The organism is bacterium (assembly GCA_029210545.1).
Classification (GTDB): Bacteria; BMS3Abin14; BMS3Abin14; order BMS3Abin14; family BMS3Abin14; genus JARGFV01.
In genome coordinates, this window is sequence record JARGFV010000028.1 from 1 (window position 1) to 26829 (window position 26829).

At 60.0% G+C, this 26829-nt stretch carries 26 protein-coding genes; 10 read left to right on the plus strand and 16 right to left on the minus strand.

The genetic code is table 11. The annotated features are described in order from the left end of the window. Positions 1–615 precede the first annotated feature (615 nt). The 4 genes from P1S46_04685 (at position 616) to P1S46_04700 (ending at position 4992) form a co-directional block, all read left to right on the plus strand. Entirely contained in the window at positions 616–1137 is a 522-nt protein-coding gene (locus tag P1S46_04685; GenBank protein ID MDF1535784.1) for a hypothetical protein, read from the plus strand. Positions 1138–1178: 41 nt separating this feature from the next. After that, positions 1179–2864: an ATP-binding protein gene (locus tag P1S46_04690; protein ID MDF1535785.1), complete on the plus strand. Its 1686-nt coding sequence runs from the start codon at positions 1179–1181 to the stop codon at positions 2862–2864. After that, on the plus strand, positions 2861–4231 hold the full coding sequence (locus P1S46_04695) for a sigma-54 dependent transcriptional regulator (protein MDF1535786.1): 1371 nt from the start codon (positions 2861–2863) through the stop codon (positions 4229–4231). The genes P1S46_04690 and P1S46_04695 overlap by 4 nt, the downstream gene beginning before the upstream one ends. A gap of 353 nt (positions 4232–4584) precedes the next feature. Beyond that, the gene (locus P1S46_04700) at positions 4585–4992 is read left to right on the plus strand and encodes a hypothetical protein (protein ID MDF1535787.1); all 408 of its coding nucleotides are present in this window, start codon (positions 4585–4587) and stop codon (positions 4990–4992) included. Between the two features lie 152 nt (positions 4993–5144). Here the strand turns inward: P1S46_04700 and P1S46_04705 are convergent, their stop codons facing one another. The 8 genes from P1S46_04705 to P1S46_04740 form a co-directional block, all read right to left on the minus strand. Further along, a complete protein-coding gene (locus P1S46_04705; GenBank protein MDF1535788.1) occupies positions 5145–5681 on the minus strand; it encodes a cytochrome c in 537 nt (178 codons plus the stop codon). Continuing rightward, on the minus strand, positions 5678–5956 hold the full coding sequence (locus P1S46_04710) for an SHOCT domain-containing protein (GenBank protein ID MDF1535789.1): 279 nt from the start codon (positions 5954–5956) through the stop codon (positions 5678–5680). The genes P1S46_04705 and P1S46_04710 overlap by 4 nt, the downstream gene beginning before the upstream one ends. Positions 5957–5973: 17 nt before the next feature. Next, positions 5974–6375: a DUF302 domain-containing protein gene (locus tag P1S46_04715; GenBank protein MDF1535790.1), complete on the minus strand. Its 402-nt coding sequence runs from the start codon at positions 6373–6375 to the stop codon at positions 5974–5976. Then, positions 6314–7153, minus strand: coding sequence for a prolipoprotein diacylglyceryl transferase (gene lgt / locus P1S46_04720; GenBank protein ID MDF1535791.1), 840 nt, complete (start codon positions 7151–7153; stop codon positions 6314–6316). Before lgt ends, P1S46_04715 begins: the two co-directional genes overlap by 62 nt. A gap of 240 nt (positions 7154–7393) precedes the next feature. After that, a complete protein-coding gene (locus P1S46_04725) occupies positions 7394–7549 on the minus strand; it encodes a hypothetical protein (protein ID MDF1535792.1) in 156 nt (51 codons plus the stop codon). Positions 7550–7616: 67 nt separating this feature from the next. Next, positions 7617–7868 carry a hypothetical protein gene (locus P1S46_04730; GenBank protein ID MDF1535793.1) on the minus strand — a complete coding sequence of 84 codons (252 nt, stop codon included), beginning with the start codon at positions 7866–7868 and terminating at the stop codon, positions 7617–7619. Positions 7869–8107: 239 nt separating this feature from the next. Next, positions 8108–9268 carry an ABC transporter substrate-binding protein gene (locus P1S46_04735; protein MDF1535794.1) on the minus strand — a complete coding sequence of 387 codons (1161 nt, stop codon included), beginning with the start codon at positions 9266–9268 and terminating at the stop codon, positions 8108–8110. A gap of 391 nt (positions 9269–9659) precedes the next feature. Beyond that, positions 9660–10070 carry a hypothetical protein gene (locus tag P1S46_04740; protein ID MDF1535795.1) on the minus strand — a complete coding sequence of 137 codons (411 nt, stop codon included), beginning with the start codon at positions 10068–10070 and terminating at the stop codon, positions 9660–9662. Positions 10071–10335: 265 nt separating this feature from the next. Between P1S46_04740 and P1S46_04745 the strand changes: the two genes are divergently transcribed. After that, complete coding sequence (locus P1S46_04745) at positions 10336–10770, plus strand: demethoxyubiquinone hydroxylase family protein (protein ID MDF1535796.1); 435 nt, start codon at positions 10336–10338, stop codon at positions 10768–10770. A 131-nt stretch (positions 10771–10901) separates the two neighbouring features. Here P1S46_04745 and P1S46_04750 read toward each other — a convergent pair whose 3' ends face one another. From P1S46_04750 to P1S46_04760, 3 genes are all read right to left on the minus strand, one after another. Continuing rightward, complete coding sequence (locus P1S46_04750; protein ID MDF1535797.1) at positions 10902–11351, minus strand: hypothetical protein; 450 nt, start codon at positions 11349–11351, stop codon at positions 10902–10904. A gap of 410 nt (positions 11352–11761) precedes the next feature. Beyond that, positions 11762–12727 (minus strand): hypothetical protein, encoded by a 966-nt coding sequence (locus P1S46_04755; protein MDF1535798.1) that lies wholly within the window; start codon positions 12725–12727, stop codon positions 11762–11764. Between the two features lies 1 nt (position 12728). Next, entirely contained in the window at positions 12729–13049 is a 321-nt protein-coding gene (locus P1S46_04760; GenBank protein ID MDF1535799.1) for a hypothetical protein, read from the minus strand. A gap of 599 nt (positions 13050–13648) precedes the next feature. On the opposite strand from P1S46_04760, the gene P1S46_04765 reads away from it, so the two are divergent. Further along, positions 13649–14827, plus strand: coding sequence for an MFS transporter (locus P1S46_04765; GenBank protein MDF1535800.1), 1179 nt, complete (start codon positions 13649–13651; stop codon positions 14825–14827). A gap of 14 nt (positions 14828–14841) precedes the next feature. Here the strand turns inward: P1S46_04765 and P1S46_04770 are convergent, their stop codons facing one another. From P1S46_04770 to P1S46_04785, 4 genes are all read right to left on the minus strand, one after another. Then, positions 14842–15528 (minus strand): LysE family transporter, encoded by a 687-nt coding sequence (locus P1S46_04770; protein MDF1535801.1) that lies wholly within the window; start codon positions 15526–15528, stop codon positions 14842–14844. A 130-nt stretch (positions 15529–15658) separates the two neighbouring features. Next, positions 15659–17170 carry a radical SAM protein gene (locus tag P1S46_04775; GenBank protein ID MDF1535802.1) on the minus strand — a complete coding sequence of 504 codons (1512 nt, stop codon included), beginning with the start codon at positions 17168–17170 and terminating at the stop codon, positions 15659–15661. Positions 17171–17935: 765 nt separating this feature from the next. Next, entirely contained in the window at positions 17936–19078 is a 1143-nt protein-coding gene (locus P1S46_04780; protein ID MDF1535803.1) for a PLP-dependent aspartate aminotransferase family protein, read from the minus strand. A gap of 394 nt (positions 19079–19472) precedes the next feature. Continuing rightward, positions 19473–19673: a cold-shock protein gene (locus P1S46_04785; protein ID MDF1535804.1), complete on the minus strand. Its 201-nt coding sequence runs from the start codon at positions 19671–19673 to the stop codon at positions 19473–19475. A 255-nt stretch (positions 19674–19928) separates the two neighbouring features. On the opposite strand from P1S46_04785, the gene P1S46_04790 reads away from it, so the two are divergent. The 4 genes from P1S46_04790 to P1S46_04805 all read left to right on the plus strand — a co-directional run bounded on the left by P1S46_04790 (position 19929) and on the right by P1S46_04805 (position 26339). Continuing rightward, the gene (locus tag P1S46_04790; GenBank protein ID MDF1535805.1) at positions 19929–21104 is read left to right on the plus strand and encodes an MltA domain-containing protein; all 1176 of its coding nucleotides are present in this window, start codon (positions 19929–19931) and stop codon (positions 21102–21104) included. Between the two features lie 943 nt (positions 21105–22047). Beyond that, entirely contained in the window at positions 22048–22728 is a 681-nt protein-coding gene (locus P1S46_04795; GenBank protein MDF1535806.1) for an ABC transporter ATP-binding protein, read from the plus strand. Continuing rightward, positions 22725–25208: an FtsX-like permease family protein gene (locus P1S46_04800; protein ID MDF1535807.1), complete on the plus strand. Its 2484-nt coding sequence runs from the start codon at positions 22725–22727 to the stop codon at positions 25206–25208. The genes P1S46_04795 and P1S46_04800 overlap by 4 nt, the downstream gene beginning before the upstream one ends. A 3-nt stretch (positions 25209–25211) precedes the next feature. Further along, the gene (locus P1S46_04805; protein ID MDF1535808.1) at positions 25212–26339 is read left to right on the plus strand and encodes a lipocalin-like domain-containing protein; all 1128 of its coding nucleotides are present in this window, start codon (positions 25212–25214) and stop codon (positions 26337–26339) included. A 75-nt stretch (positions 26340–26414) separates the two neighbouring features. Here the strand turns inward: P1S46_04805 and P1S46_04810 are convergent, their stop codons facing one another. Next, positions 26415–26756, minus strand: coding sequence for a hypothetical protein (locus tag P1S46_04810; GenBank protein MDF1535809.1), 342 nt, complete (start codon positions 26754–26756; stop codon positions 26415–26417). Between the last annotated feature and the right edge of the window lie 73 nt (positions 26757–26829).

Sequence of the window (26829 nt, forward strand, 5' to 3'; positions counted from 1 at the left end):
ACTTTAGTATTCCGCACAAGCGAACGACTCAGCAACGCCGCCGGAACGGAAAAGAACCTCGTGAATAGTCCGGGCTAATAGTAATCCGAGGGAAGAAGGAGATTGAAATGAAACATCGCAAGCCTGGAAGTCTCTTATTGTTGGCCAACTGCTCTCATTGCACCAAAAGTTTCGAGGATGGTGCGGCTCGGTACCTGCTCGGCGCGTTTCCGGCTGAACAGTTCTGTGACTATGAGTGCGCCAATTTTTACCTCAAAGGCGCTGCTACAGGCAAACAACGATTCAACCCCCTCCCCGTCTCTGCGAATGCGAGGGATACCTTTTTAGGCCTGGGATAGCATCCTGATCCGGTTCTCCTGTTCTCTCAAAGGGAGACCAGGTCTGTTTTTTCACCATATTATTGCCGTACCCACGCACTTCCCCAAACATGGGGAAGTGCGTGTTGTTTTTATTGCCGAACAGCTTCCATGCACCAGGAAGTCACCCGATATCTCCAACCTGTAATGATCGACGTACAGTAGTGCACCCGTACAGCTGTCGTTTCCTCAAACCAGCTGACCCACCCGGGTGGTTGGTATATAATGGTTAACATCAACGACAGTCGGAGGCCTTAAAGTGGATAAAAAACTCGCCGGATACTATCTTCTCTCCGCCATCTTCCTTTTGGGGATCGGTCTGGCGATAGTGGCAGGAAGGGCCTACTTCGGGTCAAATGAGTCCGCTGTAAACACGACTCTATCCCAGCCTGGCGAGTCCGGCACGGGCCCGATGCTCGGACCAAAGGAGCTGCCGAGCTTCATCACCGGGAAAATGGAACCTGGAGATATCCGGTTCGAGCTGAGACCTGAAGGCTCCGATGAAAAAAAGTTCGTTCTTCGCTATTTTGCCAACAGCCACGACATTGTTCTCGACGATTTCAACCTCATGGAAACAGTTACTCTTGAGACAGGGCTGGGTACTTTCAGGCCAGCCTCTGCCACACCGATGAGAGGACATCATTCCAGCGGACTGATCACGTTTGACATCGAACCACCCGAAAGCAATTTTACAGTCAAGGTGACAGGGTTGCCCAGGAAGCTGGACCGATCCTATAAATGGCCTGGTGATGTCAGCGTTTCAGGGAATGGCAACCGATGAGCACTCAAGAAGTTGTATTGTATGGCCTGAAATTTCCGATAGTGAGCGGCAGGAAGAACCTGCTCATGGGAGCGGCCCTTCTCATACCCATTGTCATCGTTTTCCTGATCACCTATCGCAGCGCACGCGTCGAAAGCGATCTCATCGATGAAAGCCTCCACCATCAGGCGGAAGTGATCGCCCATGGCCTGGCGGCCAGTCTGAACGTGGGCATAATGCACGCAACGTGGAGTGCGGAGGCTGTTCAGGATCTCCTCAACGCCAACGCCACGGAATCCGGCGCTCTTCTCATTTACATCACCTCTCCCGAGGGTCTTTTTGCGGCAAGTGAGAGCCGATTGTCCCCCGAAGACCTTCCGGGAGATCTTTTTTCGCCCTCCTTTAACGCGCAGATCCCCGGGGACGGCCTCTTCATAAGGGAACCCGGTCTTTTCGTTTATCAAAGACCGGTCAGGGATCTGCCCGAACCCGGTGAAGGACGACCCTTTGGCAGGCACATGATGGGGAGGTACGGGGCCCGGAGCATATTCCCCACGGGAACCCGCATAACAGTGGTCCTGGACGCCGCAGCATCGTACTATCTGAAGGGGCACCACCTGCGCATGAACCTGGCCATGGGCCTCCTCCTGATGGTGACGATCGCGGGGATCGGAGGATGGGGGTTCTGGAGCCAGAAGGCCCGTGAAGCCGCAACGGCCCTTGCCCGCACAGAGTCCTACGCTCGCGAGATCGTCACCCGTATGCCGGCCGGATTGATCCTGTGCAATCCGGAGGGAAGGATCGCGGTCACCAACGCCTCGGCATCGGCCATTCTCGGCATGCCGGAGGATCGGCTCAGGGGAATGTCGGCTCAGGATATTTTCCCGGAACAGCTCCTGCTGTGTGATTCACTCAGGAACGGGATCGATCATCCCGTCACTGAAGGAGACATGGAAGTGGACGGCCGCAGGCTGAAGATAAACCTTTCGGCCACGCCGCTCCCCGGTGAAGGCAGCGAACCCGGGGGGTTTCTCATCCTTTTCCAGGACATAACAGAACTGGAAACACTGAGGGACCAGCTCGCTCAATCCGAGAGGCTGGCAGAGTTAGGCAGGCTGTCGTCTACTGTAGCCCACGAGATCCGTAACCCGCTGAGCAGCATCCGCGGGCTTGCGCAGCTCCTGGCAGGGAAGGTGCCCGGGGAGCAGGGCGCCATGATGGAGGCCATCATCCGGGAGGTGGACCGCCTCAACAGCGTCGTGAGCGGTCTCCTTTCCTATGCCCGCCAGGAGAACCCCGAGCTGCTTGATTGGAAGGTCCTGGATATCCTGGAGCATGTCAAGGTCCTGGCGGCAGGTGATGCCAGGCTCAAGGAAATAAAACTGGGAGTGGACAACACTTCAAAAGAGATCTCCTGGCCTATGGACCGGGACATGGTCATCCAGGCCCTCCTCAACCTGGTAATTAACGCCATTGAGGCTTCCCGGCCCGGACAGACCGTTCAGCTATCCGCCAAGGTCGAGGGAGAGGCGCTTCGGCTGGCTGTCGACGACCAGGGCGAGGGGATTCCCGAGGACAGCGAGAAGCTGTTTGCCCTCTTCGAAACCTCGAAGGAGAGCGGGACCGGACTTGGACTGCCCATGGTGAGAAAGGTCGCCCGGCTCCATGGCGGGAGGGCTACCCTCCGTCCGAACCAGGGGGGCGGTACCAGGGCCGCCATCGAGATCCCGAGAAGGGGGGGGGCTTGAAAAATACGGACAATATGGCCCTGAAGAACATCCTCATTATCGACGACGACAACGCTCACCGCCTGATGCTCAGGGAGTCCCTAAGGGAACGGGGCTTCAAACCGCTGGAGGCAGCTTCAGGCGAGGAGGGGCTCAAGACCCTCGAGACGGAGATCGTGGACCTCGTCCTGCTGGACATCAAGATGCACGGCATGGGGGGGATGGAGGCACTGAAACAGATCAGGGGTTTCAACCCGGCTCTGCCCGTCATCATGATGACCGCTTACGCCACCGTGGAAACCGCCATTGAAGCTCTCAAGGTCGGCGCCGTTGATTACCTCCTCAAACCACTGGATATGGAAGAGCTCGAGGAAGCCGTTCGGGCGGCCATTGAGCCTGCTGTGAGCAGGACCGCCGGCAGAACGCCGTCGATGCCTGAGTTGAAGGGCCTGGATCTTGTCGCCGAGAGCGCCGTGATGAACGACATTCTGGCCGAAGCCGTCAAGGTTGCCCCCACGGACGCGACGGTCCTTCTTACCGGCGAAAGCGGATCCGGTAAGGAAGTCCTTGCCGAAGCCATCCACAGAATGAGCCTGAGGGCCGGGAAAAGGATCATGACCCTTAACTGTGCCGCCATCCCTGACACCCTCATCGAGAGCGAACTCTTCGGGCATAAAAAGGGATCCTTCACCGGCGCCGACCGGGACAAGGAGGGACGGTTCCAGGCGGCGGGGGGAGGCACCCTTTTCCTGGACGAGATCGGGGAACTCCCTCTCCCGGCCCAGGCCAAGCTCCTCAGGGTCCTTCAGGACGGGAGAATCACGCCGGTGGGCGGGACCCAGGAGATCGACACCAACGTGAGGATCATCGCCGCCACCAACAGGAACCTTGAGGAGGAGGTAAAGGAGGGCCGCTTCCGCGAGGACCTGTACTATCGTATCTCGGTTTTCCCCATCCGGATCCCGCCCCTCAGGGAAAGAAAGATCGACATCCCCCCCCTCGCCGAACTCTTTCTCAAGCGATTTTCCAGGCGTCACGGTAAGGATATCAAGGGGTTTACACCAAGGGCGCTAACAAGTCTCCTCTCCCACGACTGGCCGGGTAATGTGCGCGAGTTGATGAACGTCATTGAAAGGGCCATCATCCTGTCGCGCGGCGATTATCTTGAGGAGAGAGATCTCCCTGGCATCGGTTCACCGGAGGCAATGGGAAAGGAGGACCCCGCTTCAAGGATCCGGGCCGGCATCTCCCTTCGCGAGATGGAGAAGATCCTCATTGAAAGAACCCTGACCGACACCGACAGCAACCGGACCCATGCAGCGCGCATCCTCGGGATCACCCGCAAGACCCTTCTTGCCAAGGTCAGGGAGTACGGTATAGAGGGATAGGCCGGTCTTCGGCGGCCGTTCGACAGGCTCACGGCCCTGAGCTTGCCGAAGGGGAGTTCCGGGTTCCGGGTTTGAGGTTCCGTGTCACCGCGTCAAACGACCTGTCCTGACCTTAGCCCCGCTCCCACGCTCCCACTGGATATTTTCGTAACACCCCCGCGCGCCGCCTGTGGGTAATTAGGTACCACAGCGCAAAGACCCTCCCCCACCCTGAAAACTATTTGCCAAATTTTTTGCTTATAAAACAATATCTTATAAAAAACATCCTCCCTGCCCGGCATTGGCACGGCGTATGCTCTATCAGGTGGTGAAGCTCAAAACCAATAACGGTTGACTTGAACAAGGAGGATGTAATGAAAAGGACAGCATTGATCGCGGTACTGGCTCTTGCCATCGTCGGCTCCGGCTACGGTCTCGCCAGTGCCCACAACACCTACGGCTGGAACCACATGGGAGATGATTACGGCCGCATGGGTTACCGGGGCGGAATGATGGACTTCGACGCACCCGGTTACGGGGGTGGCCAGGGCTACTGTGGGAACGTCGACACAGAGGCAAGGAAGTTGGATCTCACCGAAAAGGACGCCCAAGAGATCATCACCAACCGGATCACGCGCAGCAATCCGAACCTGAAGGTGGGGAAGGTCAAGGGGACCGAGGACGGATTCGAGGTCCAGGTCGTGACCAGGAAGGGCGAGGCTCTCGTGGACCGGCTGCTGGTTGAAAAGGATACCGGCAGGATCTACAGGGTTCTTGAATAAGGGTACCCTTCCAGGGGGGGGCGGTCATCCGCCCCCCCCCTTTTTTTTTATTAAAACAGGGGGCACCTGAAGATCCGCGGGGAGAAGCACCGCCGTCAGACCGGTAAAAAACAGATCTCACCGGTTCGCGTGTAACGGGCCCCTTTCAGGTCTCATTTCAGGGACTTCAGGTATCCCAGAAGATCGTCGAGATCATCCTTCCCCATTTTCCACTGGGGCATGGTGGGGTCGAGCCGTTTGCCGTCCGGCTCCACGCCATCCGTTATGGCCCGCCGGATATCCTCGTCGGTGTAGACAGGCCCGGCTTCACCGTTTTCGCCGTCGTGACCGTGCTCTTCAGATGTCAGGGTCTGGTACCGGATGTCCGTGGGCACCTTCGTCCCCATCATGACGGGAAACCTGCCCTGCCCGCCGACCCCGTGGCAATTGACGCAGCTGCCGCCCATGGCCCTGAGCCAGTGCGGGCCGCCCCGCGTCCTGATACGGTTCCCCGCGCTGTCGATGCCGAGGTAGTAGATCCTCTCCCCGTTGGAAGAGTAGGATCCCTTGTCAAGAACCCCTCCGCCGCCCCATCCTGTAAACGGCGCCACGCGTGAACCGCCTGCAAGAAAGAGGGCCATCCCGGCGAAACCCGCAAGGATGAGCCCCACGCCCCACCAGAGGGTTTTTCCCGATCGCCGCCCATTCATGGCCCGCTCTCCAGGACCTTCTTCCTCTCCTCGAACTCCTCCGTGCTCATCTCACCCATGGCGTACCTTTCCCGGAGGATCTCCAAAGGATCGCGCGGGGGAGCCAGCCCCTCTCCCTGACCGCCGGGAAAGCGGTGTCCGGCGGCGAAATACCTGATAACGAATACCGCGCCGACGATGATCAGCAGCCAGAAAAGGATCATGACGATACCTCCGTAACCTCCGTAACCTCCTCCACCCATCATTCCGTAGCCCTGGTTTCCCCAACCCATCATAATCAGCTCCTTTCAGTTCAATGCCTTTCCATCGCCATGATCACTTTTTTGAGTTTTTTGGCCACCTCGCATGCCGTGGTCTTCACCTTGGTGATCCCCACGGGCTCCATGGCCACTTCGGGGTTGATGGCCGACACCCGGCACCCACCCTCAGTTTCCTGGACCACGACGTTGCACGGAAGCAGAAGGCCGATCTGCCCGTCGGCCTGAAGGGCGCGGTGGGCCAGGGACGGGTTGCAGGCGCCAAGGATGACGTAGGGCCTGAAATCCACATCCAGTTTCTTCTTCAAGGTTGCCTGGACGTCGATCTCGGTGAGAACACCGAAACCCTCTTCGGCCAGGGCCTTCTTTGCCGCCTCAACGGCCTTGCCGTAAGGCAGCTTCAGTTCTGTTTTGAAGTAGTACCTCTCTTGATCCACTGTTTGTTTTTCCTTTCCGGCAAAGATAAAAGGTGCCAGCCAGAGCGGCGGGAACGAGGAGTGCGCTGATCCACTGGCCCGTGGAGAGCGTCAGCCCCGCGAAGGCCGCCTCACCCCTGGGGTCTCCCCTTAAAAACTCGATGAAAAACCGGAACGTTCCGTACAAAAGGACGTAACTGGCGAAGACCTGCCCCCGGAACCTTCGCCTCCTGCCCACGATGACAAGTATAGCCGAAAGAAAAAATAAAAAAGCGGAGGAATAGAGCTGTGTGGGGTGCACCGGGATACCAAGGATGTCCCGCGCAAGGGAGTTGGGATCGGTGAAGGTAACGGCCCAGGGAACATCGGTGGGGCGGCCGTAACAGGAACCGGCGAAGAAACACCCCAGGCGTCCCAGGGCGTGACCCAGGGCGATGCCGGGTGCCACGCTGTCCGCCAGGTCCCAGAGATCCAGCTTTCTGATCCGGACAGTTACAATGAAAGCGAGTGCCCCTCCGATGAATCCCCCGTAAAACACGAGACCGCCCTTCCAGACCATGAGGACCTCGATGGGATGGCGCAGATAATACTCATGCTCCACCAGTACGAACAGGGTCCGGGCGCCCAGGAAAACCCCGGTCACGACGGGAAAGGCCATGTCTGCAATGATTCCCGGTGTGCCGCCGTCACGCCGGTGGAGGTGCTCTGCCAGGCCGACGGCAGCCAGGATACCCAGGGCGTAAAACATCCCATAGGTGTGAACGGTCAAGGGACCAAGGTGGAAAAGTTCAGGGTTCATCCGGACCTCCCGGCTTCAGGTTCATCGTCGCCCGAAGTCACCATTTAAAGATACGCTCCTCCATGTTGGGGAGGCCGCGCACGACGATGCGGAAGTGATCGGGATCAAGGTCAATATTTTTTCCCACTCATTATCTCTGCCTCCGGGGACTCGTGGTCCTTCTTCAGACAACGGGGGGAGGCGTGGGGAGCTGTTCGCTCCCCTTCGCCCTGAAATACCCCCCGTCATATTTACCAATGATCACATACCTTCGTGCCCGCCGCCATTCATGTCTCCGTCGGTGAACCCGGGGAAGCCGAACACGATGTTCGTGTGGGTCGCCAGATCCAGGCCGTTTGTGACGTAGATGAGATCGGAACCGTGACGGAACGCGAAGTTATCCTTTCTTTTTTCCATGGCCATCCTCCTTTCGAGGTGTGAGCATGGTTATTGTGGTGAAACGCTTCAGGGAACAAGTGTTCAGTCAGGTACGGGGAGGTCTTTCCAGGCGGAAAGGGATGGCGGCGCCATTGTTGACAGGCACCTGGATGGTGAACGGAACGACGCTCAAGGGGATGTAGACACCCGTGGACGCGAGGATGAAGGCGCAAACAGTGAGCAGGCACACGGAATAGGCGCCTGAATGACACGATGCGTGCAGGGCCGCGAAGGCTATGATCGCGATAACGGCAAAGATCGTGATCACCATCACATTTTTGTTAACCGTTTTGCTCAACATATCTCCATTTCAGTTGGTTACCTGTTCTCTTTGAGCCTAATCATGAAAAACATATCTTCAAGAGCATGATTAATTCACCGGGGAGGCATAGGCCTTAAAACAGGAAAAGACCCTCCAACCCGGGAAGGCCCTTTCTCGACTTAAATGATAGAGATATTGTCGGTGAGTGTCAAGGCGGGACTTTTCATGACCTATTAATATCCCGGGGAAATGGAAAAGCGTCTTTTTCCATTTCCTCACTCGATGATCTTCCAGGCTCCCTCTTCGATGCGGACCATGACCAGACCGTCGATGGTCAGGCCGTTGTGATCGTCGGAACTGAGGTTGTAGACGCCGCCAATGCCGGGCAGCGAAGCGGTCTTATCCAGACGGGACCTGACGCCTTCCCGGTTGACCTTGACGCCCAGCTTGTCCATCTCCTCCAGGGCGGCCGCAAGGAGGCGCACAGCGTCATACCCGTGTCCCCCGAAGGTGTTGGCAGGTTCGTTATATGCCTTCTGGTAGTCCTCCCTGTATTTCATCAGGACCGGTTTCTGGGGATCGGAATCCGGCAGCTGATCCGCGATCAGGACCTTGCCGACGGGGAGCATGATCCCCTCGGCGTCCTTTCCGGCCAGCTCGATGAACTTTTTGGACGCGACGCCGTGGGAGTTGTAAATGGGCATGGTTATACCCAGCTGCCTCGCGTTTTTCGCGACTATGGCCGGACCCGGGTTCGTTCCCCAGCAGATAAGAGCCTGCGATCCGGAACCCTTGATCCTGGTGAGCTGGGCCATCATGCTGGTGTCGGACGCACCGAAACGCTCGTCAGCGATGACCTCAATGCCGTACCGGCCGGCCATCTCCAGGAGCGCTTCCCTTCCGGAGCTCCCGAAGCCGTCGGAAACGGTGAGCAAGGCCACTTTCCGGTTGCCGTCCTTCCGGAGCTTGTCGTAGATCTTTTCCACGACCAGGCTGTCGGAATGGGTGACCTTGAAAACGTTGGAGAGAACCGGCTGGACGATCTTCCTGCTCGATGCGCACGACACGAGGGGGACGCCCGCCTGCTCGACCAGGTCCATCACCGCGAGGGTCGTCCCGGAGGTCGTCGGCCCGACGATGGCCACCACATTGTCCTTGTTGATCAGTTTTTTCACGACCATGACGGTCTTTGTGGGGTCTCCCTCGGTATCGTAACAGATCACCTTGAGGGGAACGCCCCCGATCCCGCCGCTGCCGTTGATCTCCTTGACCAGCATCTCGACGGAGTTCTTTTCCGGAGTACCCAGCATGGCCGCTGGACCGGTGGTGGCAAGGGCGGCGCCGATGTGGATCGCTTCGCTCGATCTGGAGCACGAAGCCGACACGAAAAGTGCCAGCATCAAACCCATTGCTAAAAACTTTCCCGTGGTAGTCATGGTTCCCCCTCTGTTACGCTTACGGCAGTCGGCAGAGCCGGTTGACCGCGGGACATTCGCGGATAATTTCGAAGATAATGGGTATGGCAGGCAGCGGCATCGAACCCCATGGCACGCCAAACCCGCACCGGATCGGACCTTTTGCCCAGTGCATACCCCACAAAAAACCTGTGAACTTTACCACGAGTTTTGAGTTGTGGAAAGCTGGAAAAGATGCTGGAAAAGGGGCGGTGTCGCAGTTGGGGGCCTTCGTCAATCTGGTGGAGGCCAGGACGGGCAAAGGAATCGCCTCCGATGACGCCAAAGGAGTGATTACCCCTATACCGCTCTTCCCCCCCCGCTCCCCTGCTCCCCCGCTCCCCTGCTCCCATGCTCCCCTTCGCCCTGTGTTTTAATCCTCCCCCAGCATGCTCAGCCAGTAAGCCGCTGCGATCCCCCAGACGGCGTTGAGAACCACTACCAAAAAGGGCGTCAACCCTCCAAGCTCCAGGCCCAGGTAGCCCTTGTAGGCCATGTGAGGAAACAGCACGAACAGCTGGACTGCCGAGGGAGCCAGGCTGTAGAGTACTCCCCTTTTAAAGGGCGAATGCTTCAGCACGGGGATGAGAAACAGCGCCGCCCAGATACCACCCCAGATCATCCTCGGGTAAAGCCACACGGGTGTGAACGCCGGGGCCAGGTTTACCCCCATCATGGCGGTGATGCCGAACCGGCCCATCGCCCACAGGGCGATGCTGTTGACGAGGCCTCCAAGAACACCGGCTGAGAACAAAAGGCTGACCCTGCGCAGAAAAACTTCCATTAAACCCTCCCTCTTCCTTCGACTGACCGGTTACGAAAACAGATGCTGCACTGATTGTACGGACGGGAGGGGCGGTTTGTAAAGCCAGGAAGGGGAAAGAGATAGAACAAACCTTTCCACTTGTTACCTTCTACCGATTTTCCGTCCCATTCCCAGCGCCGCCCTCAACGGTTGCCCCAAAAGTTATCGATGCGGGGGGTTCGCTGACAGACTCCTGGTTCTATGCTAAAAAGAATTATGTGAACAAACCCGGGAGGAGGGAATCATGCCGGCAAACCGCAGAGCCGTTCGTATCCTGAAAAAACTTTTCAACCTCGAGGTCATGGCTGTGGAGATCTACCGCACCCAGCTCGGCGCCCTGGCCGGGGCCGGGGAACGTTCCATGATGGCGGCCGCCCTGGAGAACGAGGAGCACCACAGGGAGACCTTCCGTTCCCTGCTGCAGGCCAGGGGGCTCGCACCATCCCCCCTCCATAACCTCTTCTGGATCGTGGGCCAGGCCATCGGCAGGACCACCTCCCTCCTCGGCAGGAAGGCCGTCCTGCGGGGCGATATCACCTTCGAGGACAAGGCCGCCGGTGAATACACCGAATTCGTCAAGGAGGGAAGCTTCACCGAGGAAGAAGCGGCCTTTATCGGTGAGTTCCTGGAGGACGAAAAACGGCACTCCGCGAACTGGAGGCGGCTGCTGGAAGGATAGGAGGGAAAGGCCGCCCTGTGGGCGGAGGGGAAAGGGACAAGCGTCGTTTTCCCTTTCCTCTGGTATTAAAACAGATCCGCCGTCGGGATGTCCGACAGGCCATCGTCGGCCACTGCCGGCGGCCGCGTCGCTTACCCCGCCGCGCGCTGGAGCTGCTTCTCCTCCCACCGGGCCAGCTCCAGACGTGCGCCGGTGAGCTTCCCCTGCTTGGCGAGAGCCTTCCGGGCGTCACCGGCAAGGAGGGCTTTGAAAATATCCCCCTCGATCTCGGCCACATCGAGGCGCAGGTAGTAGTCGAGCATCTCCCTGAAGTGCGCGATCACGATCTTGCCGGTCAGGAGAGGGTGGTTGTTGGTGACGTTGACGTCCTGGAACATGGTGCCGTGCTCCAGCTCGACCTCGAGCCCCTTCCTGAACTCCTCCAGGTCGATGTCGAGATCCGCCGGTCTGACCTTCCCGAAAATGATCCCGGCCTCCCCGGCAGGGACGTCGGTTCCTGTGCGAATCGACCAGTCGCTGATCCCCAGCTCCGAGCAAACTTTCCGGACTTCTTCCTTGCTGACATATTCCGGGATTTTCATTCCGTCCCCCTTTTCGGCTTGAATGCTTTCGCGTTTGATAATGCCCCCGTGGGTGAGCGTACCCACATAGTAAATTATAATCCCCAACCGCCTCCGGGTGAAAAGGAAACGGTGGTTCCGTCGAAATCGCAGTACCCCTGGTTATTGAGGTGTGGATCTTGTCAATAATATCAGAACAGCATGCCGGCCTGAAAGGGAATCTTCAGGCCCGAAATCCGCGATTGGTTTGGGCCGGCCTCCGGTCGGGGTGTCTGAGGGGTCTGTTTTTGACACGCCGGTCCTGGTACCTGGACTTTTCGGCATCGACGCCACCCGCCGACCCCGAAGTCCCGACCAAACGGGCCTTCCTCGCGGATTTCGGGTATGAAGAATCCGGTGTCAGAGCACATGGTTCCCGGCAGCCATGAAGTTCAAACGGAAAAAGCACGCTGGAGAGCGCCGCTGCTGTTGTAGCCCAGGGTCTTGCAGTGGAAATACCGGACGATCTCTTTCTTGCCCTCCACGGGGGCCACCCGCTTGACGAGAGAGTAGATCTGTTCCCAGGACAGGCGTTTGAAAGCTCTCGTCTCGTTGTACCCGACGTGACGGCCGAACAGGTGCTCCACATCCTGATCTTTCCTGTTAAGGACCAGGTTGACCAGGAAGAAGTTGCGCCTGAGCTTTTCATTGGCGATCCACGTCCCGAGCAGCCACAACCGCATCAGCACATAGAAACTTTCCTCGTTGGCCACCCTGTCGAAGTCGACCCCCGTTTTAAATACCTTACCGAACCAGCCGTCGCCGCCGGTTTCATATCTCTTTTTATTGTCCGGGTTGCCGGGAGCCGTTTTGTTCCCCGAAGCCAGCCTGGTTTCGAAAAAATAGACGTTGCCCTCCGTTTCGATGACAAGGTCGGGCTCCGTGCCCTGGGTCGCCTTTTCTCCGAACTCCTCCCTCGCCAGGGTCAGCGGTTCCCAGGGGCCGCCCGCGGCCTGGTCGAAAGACCAGTAGACCACCCTGCCCCCTTCATTGCCGGACCTGGAGATGGAATCGAGGAACGGCTTTACAAGCCCCTTCTTTTCGAGATACCGGAACACATTCCAGACAGCGGCATTCTCGCTCTTTTCCTGGGTCATCCTGTATTCACGTTTATCCGCAAAGATCCTTTCCAGGAGAGCCTTGTCCCCCTCGTCGATCCAGAGCAGGTTGTCCTCGAACTTTTCATATTCGAAGGTTGACGGGGTGATATATATCCCGTGTTTAGGGCATTTGTACTCCTCTGTCTTCTGATACCGCCCCTTCTGCCTTTCGACCTGCACGGAGCAGCCCCGGACGGGGCAGGGAACACCCTTGTCTGACAGGACACGCTCTGCTCTCAGGTCGCTGTATAGAAACATCTCACCCCTCCAGGTCCTTTTTCTTTCCGATCCTGTAGGCATCGGCGATCCCGAAGATCCAGCAGGCGACGATCACCAGGAACCCGAGCCTGTAAATGACGCTGTCAGAAGCGGTCAAAGCCCGGGCGGCCGCGTCGGTAATTGCCTTTATTTCAATGACCCCTCCCTGCAGCTCGATCCTTTCGAGAATGGTGAAGGCATATTGCACGGCTTTGACCGCGATGATCATCAGGCCGGCGAACACCGTAAGCATCAAAAGAATGCCGCGTTTATAATGTTTTAAAAAGACCTGGCCGAGGCCCGGGAAAATTACACCGGACAACAGCGCTCCTTTTAGTGCATTATTCATGCATGCTCTTCTCTCCGCTCGTTCAGGAAGTTCCGCGGGATTTTACAGCTTACATTGTATCACCCGGCTCTCCCAAAAATTTAATAAACTTTAAAAGCATCGACACCGCAATGCCGGGATCATGGGCGTGTGGCCCCAGAGCATGGGGTTTCTCACAGAGGCAGAGGCCACAGAGGAAAGCTTAAATCCAGGGGGAACAACAGTTCCTGTGAAAGCGGCAAGAGCCAGCTAACCACAGCGCGGCCGGCTAAAGGCCGCTCCGCAGGGTTACGCAGGGTAAGGCGAAACTCCTCATTCTCCCTCTCCCCTCCGTGGCGCAGTCCTGAGCAAACAAAGTGCGTCGAAGGGGAGAGGGTCGGGGTGAGGGGGTGGGTCACCCTCCCCTCACCCCGACCCTCAGCTGCCTTCGCATAGAGCTTCGTCGGGCCAGGAGGGAGGGGAAGATTAACGAAGGTGATTACATTAGGAAGCAATCCCGGGTCCTGTAAAAGCGGAAAGAGCTGACTAACCGCGGAGTTGATGGCTTGCAAGAAGTCATCAACGCGCCCCGCGCGGGGACAGGAGTTAACGGCATGAGCAGTTCCACGGACGACAAGACGATCAGGGTTTACCGCAACCCCAATCTGCGGATCATCTTCGCCGTCACCCTCATGGGGGTTCTCGGGGTGGCCAGCATCACCCCCGCATTCCCCAGGATCATCCAGGACCTGGGGATCGAGGCCGGCCGGATCGGCCTTCTCATCATCGTCTTCACCCTTCCCGGCATCTTCCTGTCTCCCTTCCTGGGCATCCTGGCGGACCGTTTCGGAAGGAAGAGGATCCTCGTCCCTTCTCTGGCGCTTTTTGCCGTCGCAGGCGGCTCGTGCGGCCTGGTCCGGGACTTTAACCTTCTCCTCGTCCTGAGGTTCTTCCAGGGGGCAGGAGGATCGGCGCTGGCCTCCCTTTCCGCGACGGTGATCGGCGACCTGTTCGAGGGCAGGGCCCGCGCCGCGGCCATGGGCTACAACGCCAGCGTCCTTGCAGTGGGGACCGCCGCCTATCCTGCCGTCGGCGGCATGCTGGCCCTCTTCGGGTGGCATTACCCGTTTCTCCTGCCTTTCCTGGCCCTGCCGGTGGCCTGGCTGGTTTTCTTCCGTATGGACACGCCGGAACCTTCCCGGAAACAGGGGTTAAGTGAATACCTGAAGGGCGCCGGGGTGATCCTGGCTAACCGGCGGGTCATCGGTGTTTTCATGGTCAGCGTGGCCACCTTCATTATCCTCTACGGCTCCCTGCTGACCTTCTTTCCCCTCCTCGCGTCCCGGCGTTTCGGTGCGTCGACCCTGGCCATCGGGCTCATCATGTCGTGCATGTCCATAACCACGGGCATCACCTCCACCCAGCTGGGAAGGCTGACGAGAACGTTCTCCGAGGCGAGCCTGATAAAGATCTCCTTCCTCTTTTACGGCGCGGCCCTCGCCATCATCCCTGTCGCCCCCAGTCTCGAGTTCTACCTGGTCTCCTCTTTCATCTTCGGCCTCGGCCACGGCATGAATATCCCCTGCATCATGTCCCTCATGGCCGGGTACGCGCCCATGGAGCACAGGGGCGTCCTCATGTCGGTCAACGGAACCGTCCTGCGCCTGGGGCAGACCCTGGGACCACTGGTGATGGGGCTCGCGTTTACGCTGTGGGGGATCACCGGGCCGTTTTTTGCCGGCGCGGTCCTCGCCGTGCTCGTCTTTGTCGTGGGATTCGTTTTTGTCAGGTAGATGCCTGCGGCATCCTATCTTCCCAGCAGAACCGAAACCGCCGTGTAAAGACCAAGCAACACGAAGAGAACGCCCACTCCCGCCCGGACCCTCTGGAGCAGCCCGTCCCCCACCTTCATGCGGAACTTTCCAGCCGCGGCGCAGATGAGAGTGAACCACACCAGGGCCCCGAATACGATCCCCGCGACCATCACGAAGGACTGCCAGGCAAAAAGGCGCGGGGAACTGAGCCCCAGCATGGCAAAGGCTCCAAGGTAAAAACCGAGGGTAAGGGGGTTGGAAAGAACCAGGGTGAAGTTGAGCAGCCCCAGCTGGACAGGCCCGAAACTTTCCTTCAACTCTGTCCTTTCCATCCTGTAACGGGTGTAAAGCCTCAGGCCCATGACGATGAGGATGACGCTGGCGATGAGCCTGAGCCAGAGCCGGCCTCCCATGACAGCCGCAGAAAGGTACCCGGAGCCCAGTGCCGCGATGACCCCGAAAATGCCGTCGCCGGCCACCGCTCCCAGGGTGGGCCCGAAAGCCCGCCAAAACCCCAGGGACATGGCGCGCTGGATGGTCAGGATGCTGATGGGACCGATGGGGGCCGCGGCGGCAAGGGCCACCCCCGCGGCGAGGAAGAACTGCAACAGGCCCGGCGGGCCTCCTGAAGATATCGTTTCCGGCATCATGATGGTGTGGTCAAGGACAACCCGGTGCATGAGGTGCAGCAGACCAGGGCATCAGGCGCAGAGAGGGCCTTGAGTGGCTTCCTGCACCTGTGCACCCGTGCACTCCCGCCCCGCTCTTTCCCCCGCTTCACCTTGTCACCGTGCTTGCCACGCCGTAGCTTCAGCAAAGGCGGGTCCCCGCGTCCGCTCTTCCACCCTGACGGCTGCGTGCCCGCTCCGCCGCCATGGTTACGTCGGCAAAGCTCCGGGGCAGGTGGATCATGAGGGCCGACGGACCGCTCGTGGACATCCCATCCAGCACCTTCAGGTAGGCACGGTTCCGGCGATTCCACCTGGCGTTGATCCTCCTTGCATAAATATAGATGGCGGTGCGGGTAAACTTCAGCTTTGCCAGGTTCACCAGGCTTCGGAACCTGGAGTAGAACCGCCAGTGCGCGACGATCTGGGTCTTCTGAAGGCTTTTCGGTTTCAGGTTCAACGGATCGAATACGACATGATGGCCGTCATAAAGGTTCCAGTCGGTGGAAAGGAGACGGTCCTCGCCCTTGAGCCGGTCGAAGAGGGCCGTCCCGGGGAAAGGTGTCAGGAGAAGGAACTGGGCCGTCGTGATGGGGACCTTCCTGGCAAAGCGCAGCGTAGCCGCGAGGTCGGGTGCCCTGTCGGAATCGAAACCGAAGATAAACATCCCATGGACCTCGATACCCGCTCCACGGATGGTCCGGACGGCCCGGGCCATCTCGTCCGCGGATTGGGACTTGCCGCTCTCGAGGAGGGCCGCCGGGTTCACCGACTCGAACCCGATAAACAGCGTCCGGCACCCTGCCTCGTACATGAGGGCCAGGAGGCCTGGATCGCGGGCGACCTCCAGCCTCGCCTGGGCGCTCCAGGTCAGTTTCAGCCCGGCTTCGACAATGGATCGGCACACACCCCGGGCGTGCTCGAGGCTGGCGGTAAAGTTGTCGTCGTAAAAAAAAGCCAGGGCCTTTGTGTCACGGTACTTCTCCAGTTCCGCTACGACGCCGGCGGGGCTCCGTTTGCGCAGCTTGCGGCCGAACATGGCGGTAACCGAACAGAAGTTGCACCGGTACTGGCACCCGCGGGTGGTCTGGATGGGAACCACCCTGCTGAACAGGGAGTCCCTGTTGACGTAACCGTGGATGAGCGACAGGTCCGGAGCGGGCAGATCCCCGAAATTCACCGGTTCGTCAGGCAGGGGGTTGTGGACGATACGGTCACCGTCCCGGTAAGAGAGGCCCGGCGCCGAATCCAGGCCGCCCCCGCCCATGAAATAGTCCGCAAGGGCGAGGATCGGCTGTTCTCCCTCCCCCCGGACGACCAAGTCGGCGTGCTCGAGTCCTTCCTCGGGAAGAAACGTCACGTGGGGCCCCCCCAGCACCACCGGGACCCCTGACCGGCGGATCTCCCTCGCGAGGGCATAGGACCGGGGGGCGGTGGAAGTGATGGTGGAGATTCCCACCATGTCCGCCCGCAGGACCTCGTCGAAATTCACCGGAGCAACCTCCTCGACGAAGACCGTGACTTCCCAGCCTCTTTCGCGAAGCAAGGTGGCAAGGAGCACTCCGCCGAGGCGTGGCAGGGCATACAGGGAAAAGATGTGGGGGTCAGGGGGCCTGGGTTCGATGAAGACGGCCCTGGGTGGTCTGGGATCCATGTTAAGTCTCCGTCTTTCCGGGATGAGAAGGCCGTTTACCGGCCGACCCTGTTCAGACTCCCTTCGGGTCGGGCTTGATGTCGTATTGATGGAGTCGCAGAAAGTCCATATATATTGTACCCCAATTTCCCCGGGCGGGTTGACTTTTGACTGTTGCCCACCGATCAGGATATTAAAGGAGTCCGACTATGACGGATTCGCAGAAAGTCAATCATGCAATTATCCGGCGGAAAGGAATCCTGAAACACCCCCATGTTTGATGGACTCGCAAAAAGTCCATCAAAGCGCCCCGCGCGGGGCGCCCAAATCAATGACTCACTCCGTAAGTCATTGATTTGTAAGGAAAGGGAAAACGACGCTTTTCCCTTTCCGACGAAGACGGACTTGTCACGGCAATAAGGGCGCTGACCGGTGAACCGGCAAGATCCCCCATGAAGTCGGTTTAGAGGATCCCCTGCTCGCAGGCGCCGCACAGGTCGCATTCGACCACGCAGGCTACAGGCTCCTTCGCGGCGGGAACGGCGTCCATCCAGTTATCGGCTGAGACGAGTCAGACAGCGCCGAGCCCATTTCCCCGGGACACTCAGGAACCAAGATCCTCACCGCAGAACTTGCAGAAGGCGGCGTCCGGGTCATGCCCTTCCCGGCCGCAGTTGAGACAGGCCTGTCGAGAGCTTCCCTTTCCTGACTCCCTGTGGATTTCCTTCGTTTTTTCCCGTGTCAAGGTCGATCTGAGATCTGAGATTTGAGATCTGAGATTTGAGATCATCCCCCGGCGGCCTGGCTGATATCCTCCATAAGGTCTTCCACGTTCTCGATCCCCACCGAAAGGCGCAGCAGGTTGTCCCTGATCCCCTGCCTGGCCCGCGCCTCGGGGGACATCTTGGCGTGGGAGGTCCTCACCGGATCACAGATGGTGCTCTCCACCCCTCCAAGGCTGACGGCAGGCCTGACCAGCTTCAGATTTTTCAGGAAACCGTCCACCGTAAGGTCCGGCGAAGAACCGTGAAGGTCCAGTTCGAAGGAGAGCATGGCCCCGAACCCCTTCATCTGCCTGCCGGCGACGGCATGCCCGGGATGATGGGCAAGGCCGGGATAGTTGACCTTGCTGACAAAAGGCTGATCGTCCAGGAACTTTGCCAGGGCAAGGGCGTTTTCGGTCTGCTGCCTGACACGGATGGCCAGGGTCTTTAAGCTCCTCTCAAGGAGGTAGCAGGTCAAGGCGTTGATGTTGCCCCCGAAATTGAGGACGGCGGCCCTGATCTTCGACGCCAGTTCCGAACGTGTCAAGGCGGCCCCGCACGACAGATCGCTGTGGCCGCCCAGGTACTTGGTTCCGCTGTGGACCACGACATCCATCCCGTGCTCGATGGGGTTTTGAAGGATGGGGGTCGCGAAGGTGCTGTCAATGATCGAGATGCAGTTGTTGCGCCTGGCCACGTCGGCAACCGCCCGGATATCGATGACGTTGAGCAGGGGGTTGGTAGGGGTCTCGATGAAGATCACCTTCGTTTCCGGCCTGATGGCGGTTTCCATGGCCTGGGCGCTGGTGGCGGCAAAGGTGCACGCTATCCCGAACCGCTGGAAAAACTTCTGTACGAAGGCGTGGCTGCCGCCGTAGATCTCGTCCTGCAGCACGGCGTGGTCACCGGCCTTCAGGAACGAGAGGAGGACCGAGCTTATGGCCGCCATCCCCGAAGAGAAAACGAAGCCGGCCTCGGCGCCTTCCAGCTCGCAGAGCTTCTCCACGACCGCCTTCTGGTTCGGGGTGTTGAAATACCTGGGATAGACCGCCTCTTCTAAATCCAGGTATTCGAAGGCCGACGAGGGGTAGATGGGGGTGTTCAGCCCCCCGGTAATCTCATCGGCGATGGTGCCGGAGTGAACGCACCTGGTGTCGATACGCATGGGTTCTCCTCATTAAAAAGGTACGAGATAAAAGATACGGGATACAAGGTGCGGGATACAGGCAGACACGATTCATTGTCCCTTGTCCCATAACCTTGTACATGGTCCCATTTAAATTTTCCACGGTGTCGGAAAAAATGCAGGGAGGATCCGCCGTCGCCAAGGCTTCCGACTTCGCATGAAGCTTCGTCGGACAAGATGGCGGACAAGGGGAGGAGGGTTGGCCGTTTTCGTAAGTGCGTATGTGCGTAAAGCGTGAAAGGGGGGACCTGCCGCTCCACGCAAACACGCTTAACTCACACCAGATGTTCAGCTGGCACCAGCGGGACTTCAAAAAAAAAGCCCCGCCGGCGTTATCGCCGACGGGGCTTTTTGTGGTCTTTAGCGTAAAGGCTTACGCACCCTGGATATTGGAAGCCTGGGGGCCCTTGGGGCCGTCCGTGACCTCGAAGGTTACGCGCTGACCCTCGTTGAGGGTCTTGAAGCCGTCACCCTGGATCGCCGAGAAATGCGCGAAAACATCCGGGCCGTCAGCCTGCTCGATGAAACCGAAACCTTTTGCGTCGCTGAACCACTTGACTGTTCCTTCTGCCATTTTACTTCTCCTTCTTCCTTCTTTTCTGTAGCTTTTGGATCAGCTTTTTCCGGTTCATCCAAAAAAAAGCCCTGCAGCTTTGAGCCCAGGACCGTTGAACGTGCTCCATCAAGCTTTTCCGCACCTACATTTTCTAGTAAGCCGATGGGAAATTCCATCAGCACTAGTGACTGTACGCTGATACCCGGTAATAGCAAGAGAATAATCGCTGCCTGGCGATTGACCGCCGCCTGCCAAGGGATTAATGTAATCCTCATGCTGAAACGTACAGGAAAGCTCCTTTGTGTTCCCCTGGTCTTTGTGCTGATCGCCTCGTGCTCCCTGCCGCGGCGTCCCGGGCCCCCACCGCCGACACCGCTGCCATCGACCCCGCTGGCGCCTGTGGATTGGAACAGGATCGAGGGCTGGCAGGAGCACGGTCCCGGACTTGTCCTGGACGCCTTCCTCAACAGCTGCATCGCCCTGGGTCAGCGCCCTCAATGGCAGAAGGTCTGTTCCGGGGCCCCCGCCCTTGAAGGCAGCTCGGGATCGGAACTCCGGGCCTTTTTCGAGGACAATTTCACTCCCTATCAGCTGCGCCAGCCCGACGGCAGCCCGATCGGCCTTGCCACCGGCTACTACGTTCCGGACCTGCGGGGCAGCCGGGAGCCGTCCCCGGACTACCCCTACCCCCTCTATCGCCGTCCCGACGACCTCCTGGTCATCGACCTGGGCGATGCCTATCCGGAGTTGGCCGGCTACCGGCTGAGGGGCCGACTCGCCGAGCGCCGGGTGCTCCCCTACTGGGACCGGGCGGCCATCGAGGGGGACCGTCGTCCCCTCTCGGGGCAGGAGTTGCTCTGGGTGGACGACCCGGTGGAGCTTTTCTTCCTGCACATCCAGGGGTCGGGCCTCATCCACTTCGAGGATGGCAGCTGGTCCATGGTCAACTACGCCGACCAGAACGGCCATCCTTTCCGGTCGGTGAGCCAGTGGCTGATCCAGCGGGGGATCATGACACGCGACGAGATGTCCATGCAGAACATCAAGGCGTGGGCCCGGGACAACCCGGACCAGGTCAGCGACCTCCTCAACACCAACCCGAGCTACGTCTTCTTCCGGGAATCGCCCGGAGATACCGGAACCCCCCCGGGCGCCCTCGGCGTGCCCCTTACCCCGGGGCGCAGCGTCGCCGTCGACCGCCGCTACACCCCCCTCGGCGCCCCGGTCTTCCTGGCGACCACCTGGCCCAACACCGACCGCCCCCTCTACAGGCTGATGGTGGCCCAGGACACCGGCGGGGCGATCAAGGGGCCGGTGCGGGCCGACTTCTTCTGGGGGATGGGGGACGACGCCGGCCTCCAGGCGGGCAGGATGAAACAGCCCCTCAGGATGTGGGTGCTGCTGCCGACCGTGTCTGTAGAAAATCAGGAGAATAGTAATAGTAATTAGGTTCATCGAAGAAATGCGTACCTGGTGCCCACATTTCGGTGGAGAGGTGAGAACTTCAAAAACATTCACCACGGAGAAAATCGGCTTGTCACGGCGACTTGTCACGGCGAAGTTCGACTTGTGAGGGCATCTTGTCACGTCATAGCCACAGGCGGCGACGGAAGCTGCAAGCGACGCCCCAAGAACGAAGACGGAAGTCCGAAGGACGTAGACGGAAGTGACACGGAGAAGGGCTGGACTTTGGGTAAAGCTTATCATTGAGAACTGCTGAAATAGTCAGTTTCATTATTCTCCCTCTCCCCTCCGTGGCGCAGTCCTGAGCAAACAAAGTGCGTCGAAGGGGAGAGGGTCGGGGTGAGGGGGTGGGTCACCCTCCCCTCAATCCCCTCCCCTCAGCCGCCTTCGCATAGAGCTTCGTCGGGCTAGCAGCGTGTCGGAAAACCTCTTGACACGCTGCTATAGGTTTTTCGGAAAGCCCTTTTTTGGGTCTTTTCTTGAAAACAAGAGCATTAAACCGGTAAATAACTCCGGTGAATTACCAAATGTGCCATGTATTTGTTTTTTTCGGGCTAAATGCTACTTCCGAAAAACTATATCCAGGAGCCTGCATGGGGTTCTCCGACAGGCTCCTAGGAGGGAGGGGAAGATTAACGAAGTTGATTACATCAGGAAGCAATCCCGGGTCCTGTGAAAGCGGCAAGAGCGGGTTAACCGCAAAATAAAAAAAGTTACGCGAAGTTAAAACAGAAAGGTTTAATTTTGACCTCCTTCGCGAAACTTTGCGTACCCTGCGGTGGATGCTTTCAGGGGTTTTGCGGTGTGCGCCTGAACCTTCCTGCCGCTATTCCTGCTCCTGTTACGAATACTATTACGATAACTCCCGGCCCGAGCCGGCCCTTTGCCTGCACAGCCGGACACCGCAAGGAGAAAACCGTTGGACGCCATCATCCGCATCGAACAGCTCTGGAAGTGCTACGACGGCCAGGAGTGCGGGGAGACGTCGGCCCTCCGGGGACTCGACCTGGAGGTCCGGCAGGGGGAGATCGTTGCCATCTTCGGGAAGAGCGGCTCGGGAAAATCCACCCTCCTTAACCTCATCGCGGGACTGGACAGCCCCACCCGGGGGGCTATCATCCTCGAGGGCCGGGACATCCACGACCTGCCGGAATCCGGGCGCACGCAGCTGAGGCGCTCCCGCCTCGGCTTTGTTTTCCAGTTCTTCAACCTCATCCCCACCCTGACGGCCCTGGAGAACGTCTCCCTTCCCCTGGAGATGCTGGGCCGGGACAAGGCCCGCGCCCGCATCACACTGGAACAGGTGGGTCTTTCCGGGAAGGAGGGCCGGTACCCCCACGAACTTTCCGGGGGAGAGCAGCAGCGGGTCGCCATCGCCAGGGCCATCGTCAAGGACCCTGCCCTCATACTGGCCGACGAGCCCACGGGAAACCTGGACACCGAGACCGGGGATCAGGTCCTGGCCCTCCTCGAGGGGATGGTCCGGAACACAGGCACCACCCTCATCCTGGCCACCCACAGCGAGCGTGTTTCGCGGATCTCCGACCGCGTCCTGACCATGACTGACGGCCGCATCACCGGGGGCCCTTCTGCCCGGGACCTTCCGTGACCATCGTCCTTCGCTCCTTTTTGCGTTCCCTTTTCAGGCGGCGGTCCCTGACCCTGTTCCAGCTCGCCGGCGTCGCCTGCGGGGTGGCGGCCGTCGTGGGGATGCTCCTCGCGTCGGACACCGCCCTCACCAGCTTCCGGAAAGCGGTCCGGTTCCTCCAGGGAAGTTCGACCCACGCTCTCAGCCTGCCCGTCGGCCCCATGCCCGAATCGGTCCTGACCGAGCTCATGGCCGATCCCGGAGTCACCGCCTTCGCCCCGGTCCTGGACCGGCAGCTGGGCCTCGCCGACGGCTCCTCCGTCAGGGTCCTGGGCCTCGACCCCTTCCTGGATCACGCGGTGAGGCCGGACCTCGTCTTTTCGGCGGAACCGGGCGATTGGGAGGAAAGCGTCGTCCTGGACCTCCTGCTGGAAAAGAACACGGCGATCCTGGAAAGCCGCCTGGCGCAGAGCCTGGGCGCCGGCCCCGGCACTCCCCTCGTCACCGGCAACGGCGTCCTGAAGGTGCTGGGGACCTTCACCCACCCGGTGGGCGAACCGATCATCCTGATGGACATCGCCCACGCCCAGGAGTTCTTCGGGGCGGCGGGAAAGATCGACCGCGTAGACCTCATCCTCGAGGACCCGCCGGCCTTTGCCGCCTCGTGGTCCTCCCGGGGCTACCAGGTGGCCTCCCAGGGTGAACGCCAGGCCGTGTTCGAGGAGATGCTCCGCGCCTTCCGCATGAACCTGGAGGCCATGTCCCTCCTCGCCCTCATGGTGGGGGTCTTCCTCGTCTACAACACCTCCATGTTCAGCGTCATCAGCCGCAGGAAGAGCGTCGGGGTTCTCCGGAGCCTGGGCGCCACCCGCCTGGAGATCGTGGCGGCGGTGACAGCCGAGATCTCCCTCCTCGGCGCCCTGGGCGGGGCGGCCGGCGGGGTGCTGGGGTTCGCCCTGGCCCACTTCCTCACGGGGATCGTCGGCGATACCATCAACCGCCTCTACTTTTTCCTTCGCCCCCTCCCCCCCCGGTGGTCCTGGTCCATCCCCCTGTCCGGCGCCGGGCTGGGCCTGCTGGCTTCCCTCCTCGGGGGGGCCTTTTCCCTCTTCCGGCTGTCGGTTGAGGACCCGGTGAAAGCCCTGACCGGCCGCGTTCCCCAGGTCTGCCAGGACCGGACCGCATGGTGGACCGCCGCCGCGGGTCTCGTCCTGACCGCGGCAAGTGTCCTGGTCCTGGCCGGCTCCAATTCCATCACGACAGGCTACATCGGGGCCTTCGGGGTGATCCTGGGCCTGAGTTTCATGTGCGGGGTGCTCCTCATCGTGTCCTCCCCGGCCTGGAAAATGCTCCTCAGGACCTTTGCCGGGCCCATCGGGCCCATCGCGGCGGGGAACGTGCGCCGCAGCCTGGGCAGAACAGCGGTGGCCGTGGCGGCTTTCGGCATCGCCCTCTCCCTCCTGGTGGGACTGGGGAGCATGATCGGCAGCTTCCGCCGGACCCTGATCTGGTGGATGGAGGGGCAGATCCGGGCCGATTACTACATCCAGGCCCCGACGGGAGGCCAGATCCCCCTGGAGCTTTACCCGGAACTGGCCCGCCTGCCGGGCGTGGGCGGCGTAGACCCCTACCAGAATTTCACCGTCTCCTACCGCGACACCATCATCCACGTGGTGGCCCTCGACCCCGACGTCCTCTACAGGTTCGCGAGGTTCGCCTGGTACAGGGGTGACGACCTCGCCTGGAAGGACGTCAAGGCGGGTGGCGCCATTGTCTCGGAGAGTTTTTACAGGCGTTTCGGCCTGGGTCCCGGCGGGGAGGTCACCCTCACCGGCAAGGCGGGCGAACGTTCCTTCGCCATCTCCGCGATCTTTTACGACTACACGACCGAGCACGGTCTCGTTATGATGTCCCGCGAAAGCTTCCTCGAGCTGTTCGGGGACCCTGCCATCGATACCCTGGCCGTGTTCCTCGAACCCGAAGGGAACCGTCCGGCCGGGACCGGGGAGAGGGTCCGGGACCTGGCCCGGGGTGCCGGTATGATCGTCGCCGACAGGACCGGTTTCGAGGAGAAGATCCTGGGCATCTTCGACGCGACCTTCACCATCACCCACTCCATGCGGGCCATCGCCGTCATCGTTGCCTTCTTCGGGATCACCGGGGCCCTGCTCACTCTGTTCATGGAAAGGCGCAAGGAGTTCGGGATCTACCGCGCCCTCGGCCTGACGGGCCGGGAAGTGGCCCTCATGACTCTCCTGGAGGGCCTGGGCATGGGCCTGGCCGGGTTCATCCTGAGCGCCGTGGCGGGGACGGCCATCACCTTCATCCTGATCCGGGTTATCAACGTCCAGAGTTTCAACTGGACGATCTTCTACTACTTCGACGCCGTCCCCTACCTCACCGCCGCGGTGATCGCTCTTTCCGCCAGCGCGGGGGCCGCCGTCTTTCCCATGATCCGGGTCGTGAGGACCTACCCTCAGCTCCAGATCAGGGAGGAGTAGAAATTGCTGAAGATCTTTCCCCGGACCGCCGCCGTTGGGGTCTGCCTCCTCCTGGCCGGACTTGCAGCGCCCCCGTTCGCGGCCGGCGAGGGATTTGACGGGTGGCGGGAAGCGGCAGGCGTAAGGTCCTGGTCCTTTCCCGCCGACCACGGGTCCCACCCGGATTTTCAGACCGAGTGGTGGTACTTCACCGGCAACCTGGTCTCCCCCGGGGGGCGGCAATGGGGGTACCAGCTGACCTTTTTCCGCATGGGGCTGGCCACAGAGGCGGCGCTGCCCGAAAACCCCTGGTCCGTGCGCGACCTGTACCTCGCCCACCTGGCCGTCACCGACGTGCAGGGGAAGCGGTTCTCCTGGGACGAGAGAACCTCCAGGGCTGGCCCGGGTCTCGCGGGCGCAAAGGAAGGGGAACTCGAGGTCTGGCTCCTGGACTGGAGAGCCGTCATGGAGGACGGCTCCATCGCCCTCGCGGCCCGGTCCGGGGAGATGGAGATCGATCTTGTCCTGACACCCGGCAAGCCTCCCGTGCTCCACGGCGAAGGCGGCTTGAGCGCCAAGGGCCCCGCACACGGCCAGGCCTCCTGGTACACCTCCATCACCGACCTGCGGACCACCGGGTCGGTCAGGGTTGCCGGGGAGGAGGAATTCGAGGTCAGCGGGAAAAGCTGGTTCGACCACGAGTTTGGGTCCAACCAGCTGACCGCCGGCCAGGAGGGATGGGACTGGTTCAGCCTGCACCTTGCAGACGGCACCGAGATCATGCTCTACCGGATCAGGAGGACCGACGGCTCGGTCGAACCGGCTTCCTCGGGAACCCTCGTCACCGCCGACGGGTCGGCAGAGCATCTGGCCCTTGCGGATTTCAGTGTCGAGGTGGTGGAAAAATGGAAGAGCCCGGCCAGCGGCGGCGCCTACCCCGCCGGGTGGAAGATCCGCATCCCCAAAGCCGGCCTTAACATCGACGTGTCGCCCCTGGTCAAGGACCAGGAACTCACCACCCGGGGAACGGCCGGAATCACCTACTGGGAAGGGGCAGTCCGGGTAGAGGGGCGGTCAGGGGAAAGGGAAGTCACCGGGGCCGGGTACGTGGAATTGACCGGGTACGCCGGAAGCCTGGGAGGGATTTTTTGAAGTTCCATCAGACTTCTCCCCTTTAACAGTCAAGTACTGTATTGCCTGAGCATCCATAGATCCGGCAACCGGGTGTCAGGATACTTTGGCAGCAAAACGTAAAAACCACCTTCCGGGCGGAAGGCTTTCCGGCGCGAGGACTTCTCTTAACGTATCGTAGCTGTACACTTGTGCGTCATTGGGGTATTCGTTGTCCGCGGATGTTACCGGATACCTCATCAGGGCAGCCCGAACCTGGCGGACATTGGATACGGCCGCTTCCAGGGCGGCCGCGTCCTTCTGGTCATACATTCGCTCGATGGGCCTTATCACCTCTTCTTCGACGGTCCTCTCGCACCCGCAGGGAAGGCAGACCATAACAAGACCCGCACACAGCAGGATTGTCGTCCTTAATATTTTCTCCGGTCTAAGTGGCATTATGGGAAGGTCCCCCCCGGATTTCAGAGCACTTTGAAGATACCATCCTAGATGATGAGGGCAGCTTGATCGA

Bases quoted from the DNA above. Each gene is read 5' to 3' on its own strand.
- P1S46_04735 (MDF1535794.1), bottom strand. From the start codon at position 9,268: ATGACTACCACGGGAAAGTTTTTAGCAATGGGTTTGATGCTGGCACTT.
- P1S46_04785 (MDF1535804.1), bottom strand. From the start codon at position 19,673: ATGGCAGAAGGAACAGTCAAGTGGTTCAGCGACGCAAAAGGTTTCGGT.
- P1S46_04745 (MDF1535796.1), top strand. From the start codon at position 10,336: ATGCCGGCAAACCGCAGAGCCGTTCGTATCCTGAAAAAACTTTTCAAC.
- P1S46_04775 (MDF1535802.1), bottom strand. From the start codon at position 17,170: ATGGATCCCAGACCACCCAGGGCCGTCTTCATCGAACCCAGGCCCCCT.
- P1S46_04765 (MDF1535800.1), top strand. From the start codon at position 13,649: ATGAGCAGTTCCACGGACGACAAGACGATCAGGGTTTACCGCAACCCC.
- P1S46_04790 (MDF1535805.1), top strand. From the start codon at position 19,929: ATGCTGAAACGTACAGGAAAGCTCCTTTGTGTTCCCCTGGTCTTTGTG.
- P1S46_04725 (MDF1535792.1), bottom strand. From the start codon at position 7,549: ATGGAAAAAAGAAAGGATAACTTCGCGTTCCGTCACGGTTCCGATCTC.
- P1S46_04740 (MDF1535795.1), bottom strand. From the start codon at position 10,070: ATGGAAGTTTTTCTGCGCAGGGTCAGCCTTTTGTTCTCAGCCGGTGTT.
- P1S46_04710 (MDF1535789.1), bottom strand. From the start codon at position 5,956: ATGATGGGTTGGGGAAACCAGGGCTACGGAATGATGGGTGGAGGAGGT.
- P1S46_04810 (MDF1535809.1), bottom strand. From the start codon at position 26,756: ATGCCACTTAGACCGGAGAAAATATTAAGGACGACAATCCTGCTGTGT.
- P1S46_04705 (MDF1535788.1), bottom strand. From the start codon at position 5,681: ATGAATGGGCGGCGATCGGGAAAAACCCTCTGGTGGGGCGTGGGGCTC.
- P1S46_04700 (MDF1535787.1), top strand. From the start codon at position 4,585: ATGAAAAGGACAGCATTGATCGCGGTACTGGCTCTTGCCATCGTCGGC.
- P1S46_04780 (MDF1535803.1), bottom strand. From the start codon at position 19,078: ATGCGTATCGACACCAGGTGCGTTCACTCCGGCACCATCGCCGATGAG.
- P1S46_04770 (MDF1535801.1), bottom strand. From the start codon at position 15,528: ATGCACCGGGTTGTCCTTGACCACACCATCATGATGCCGGAAACGATA.
- lgt (MDF1535791.1), bottom strand. From the start codon at position 7,153: ATGAACCCTGAACTTTTCCACCTTGGTCCCTTGACCGTTCACACCTAT.
- P1S46_04750 (MDF1535797.1), bottom strand. From the start codon at position 11,351: ATGAAAATCCCGGAATATGTCAGCAAGGAAGAAGTCCGGAAAGTTTGC.
- P1S46_04755 (MDF1535798.1), bottom strand. From the start codon at position 12,727: ATGTTTCTATACAGCGACCTGAGAGCAGAGCGTGTCCTGTCAGACAAG.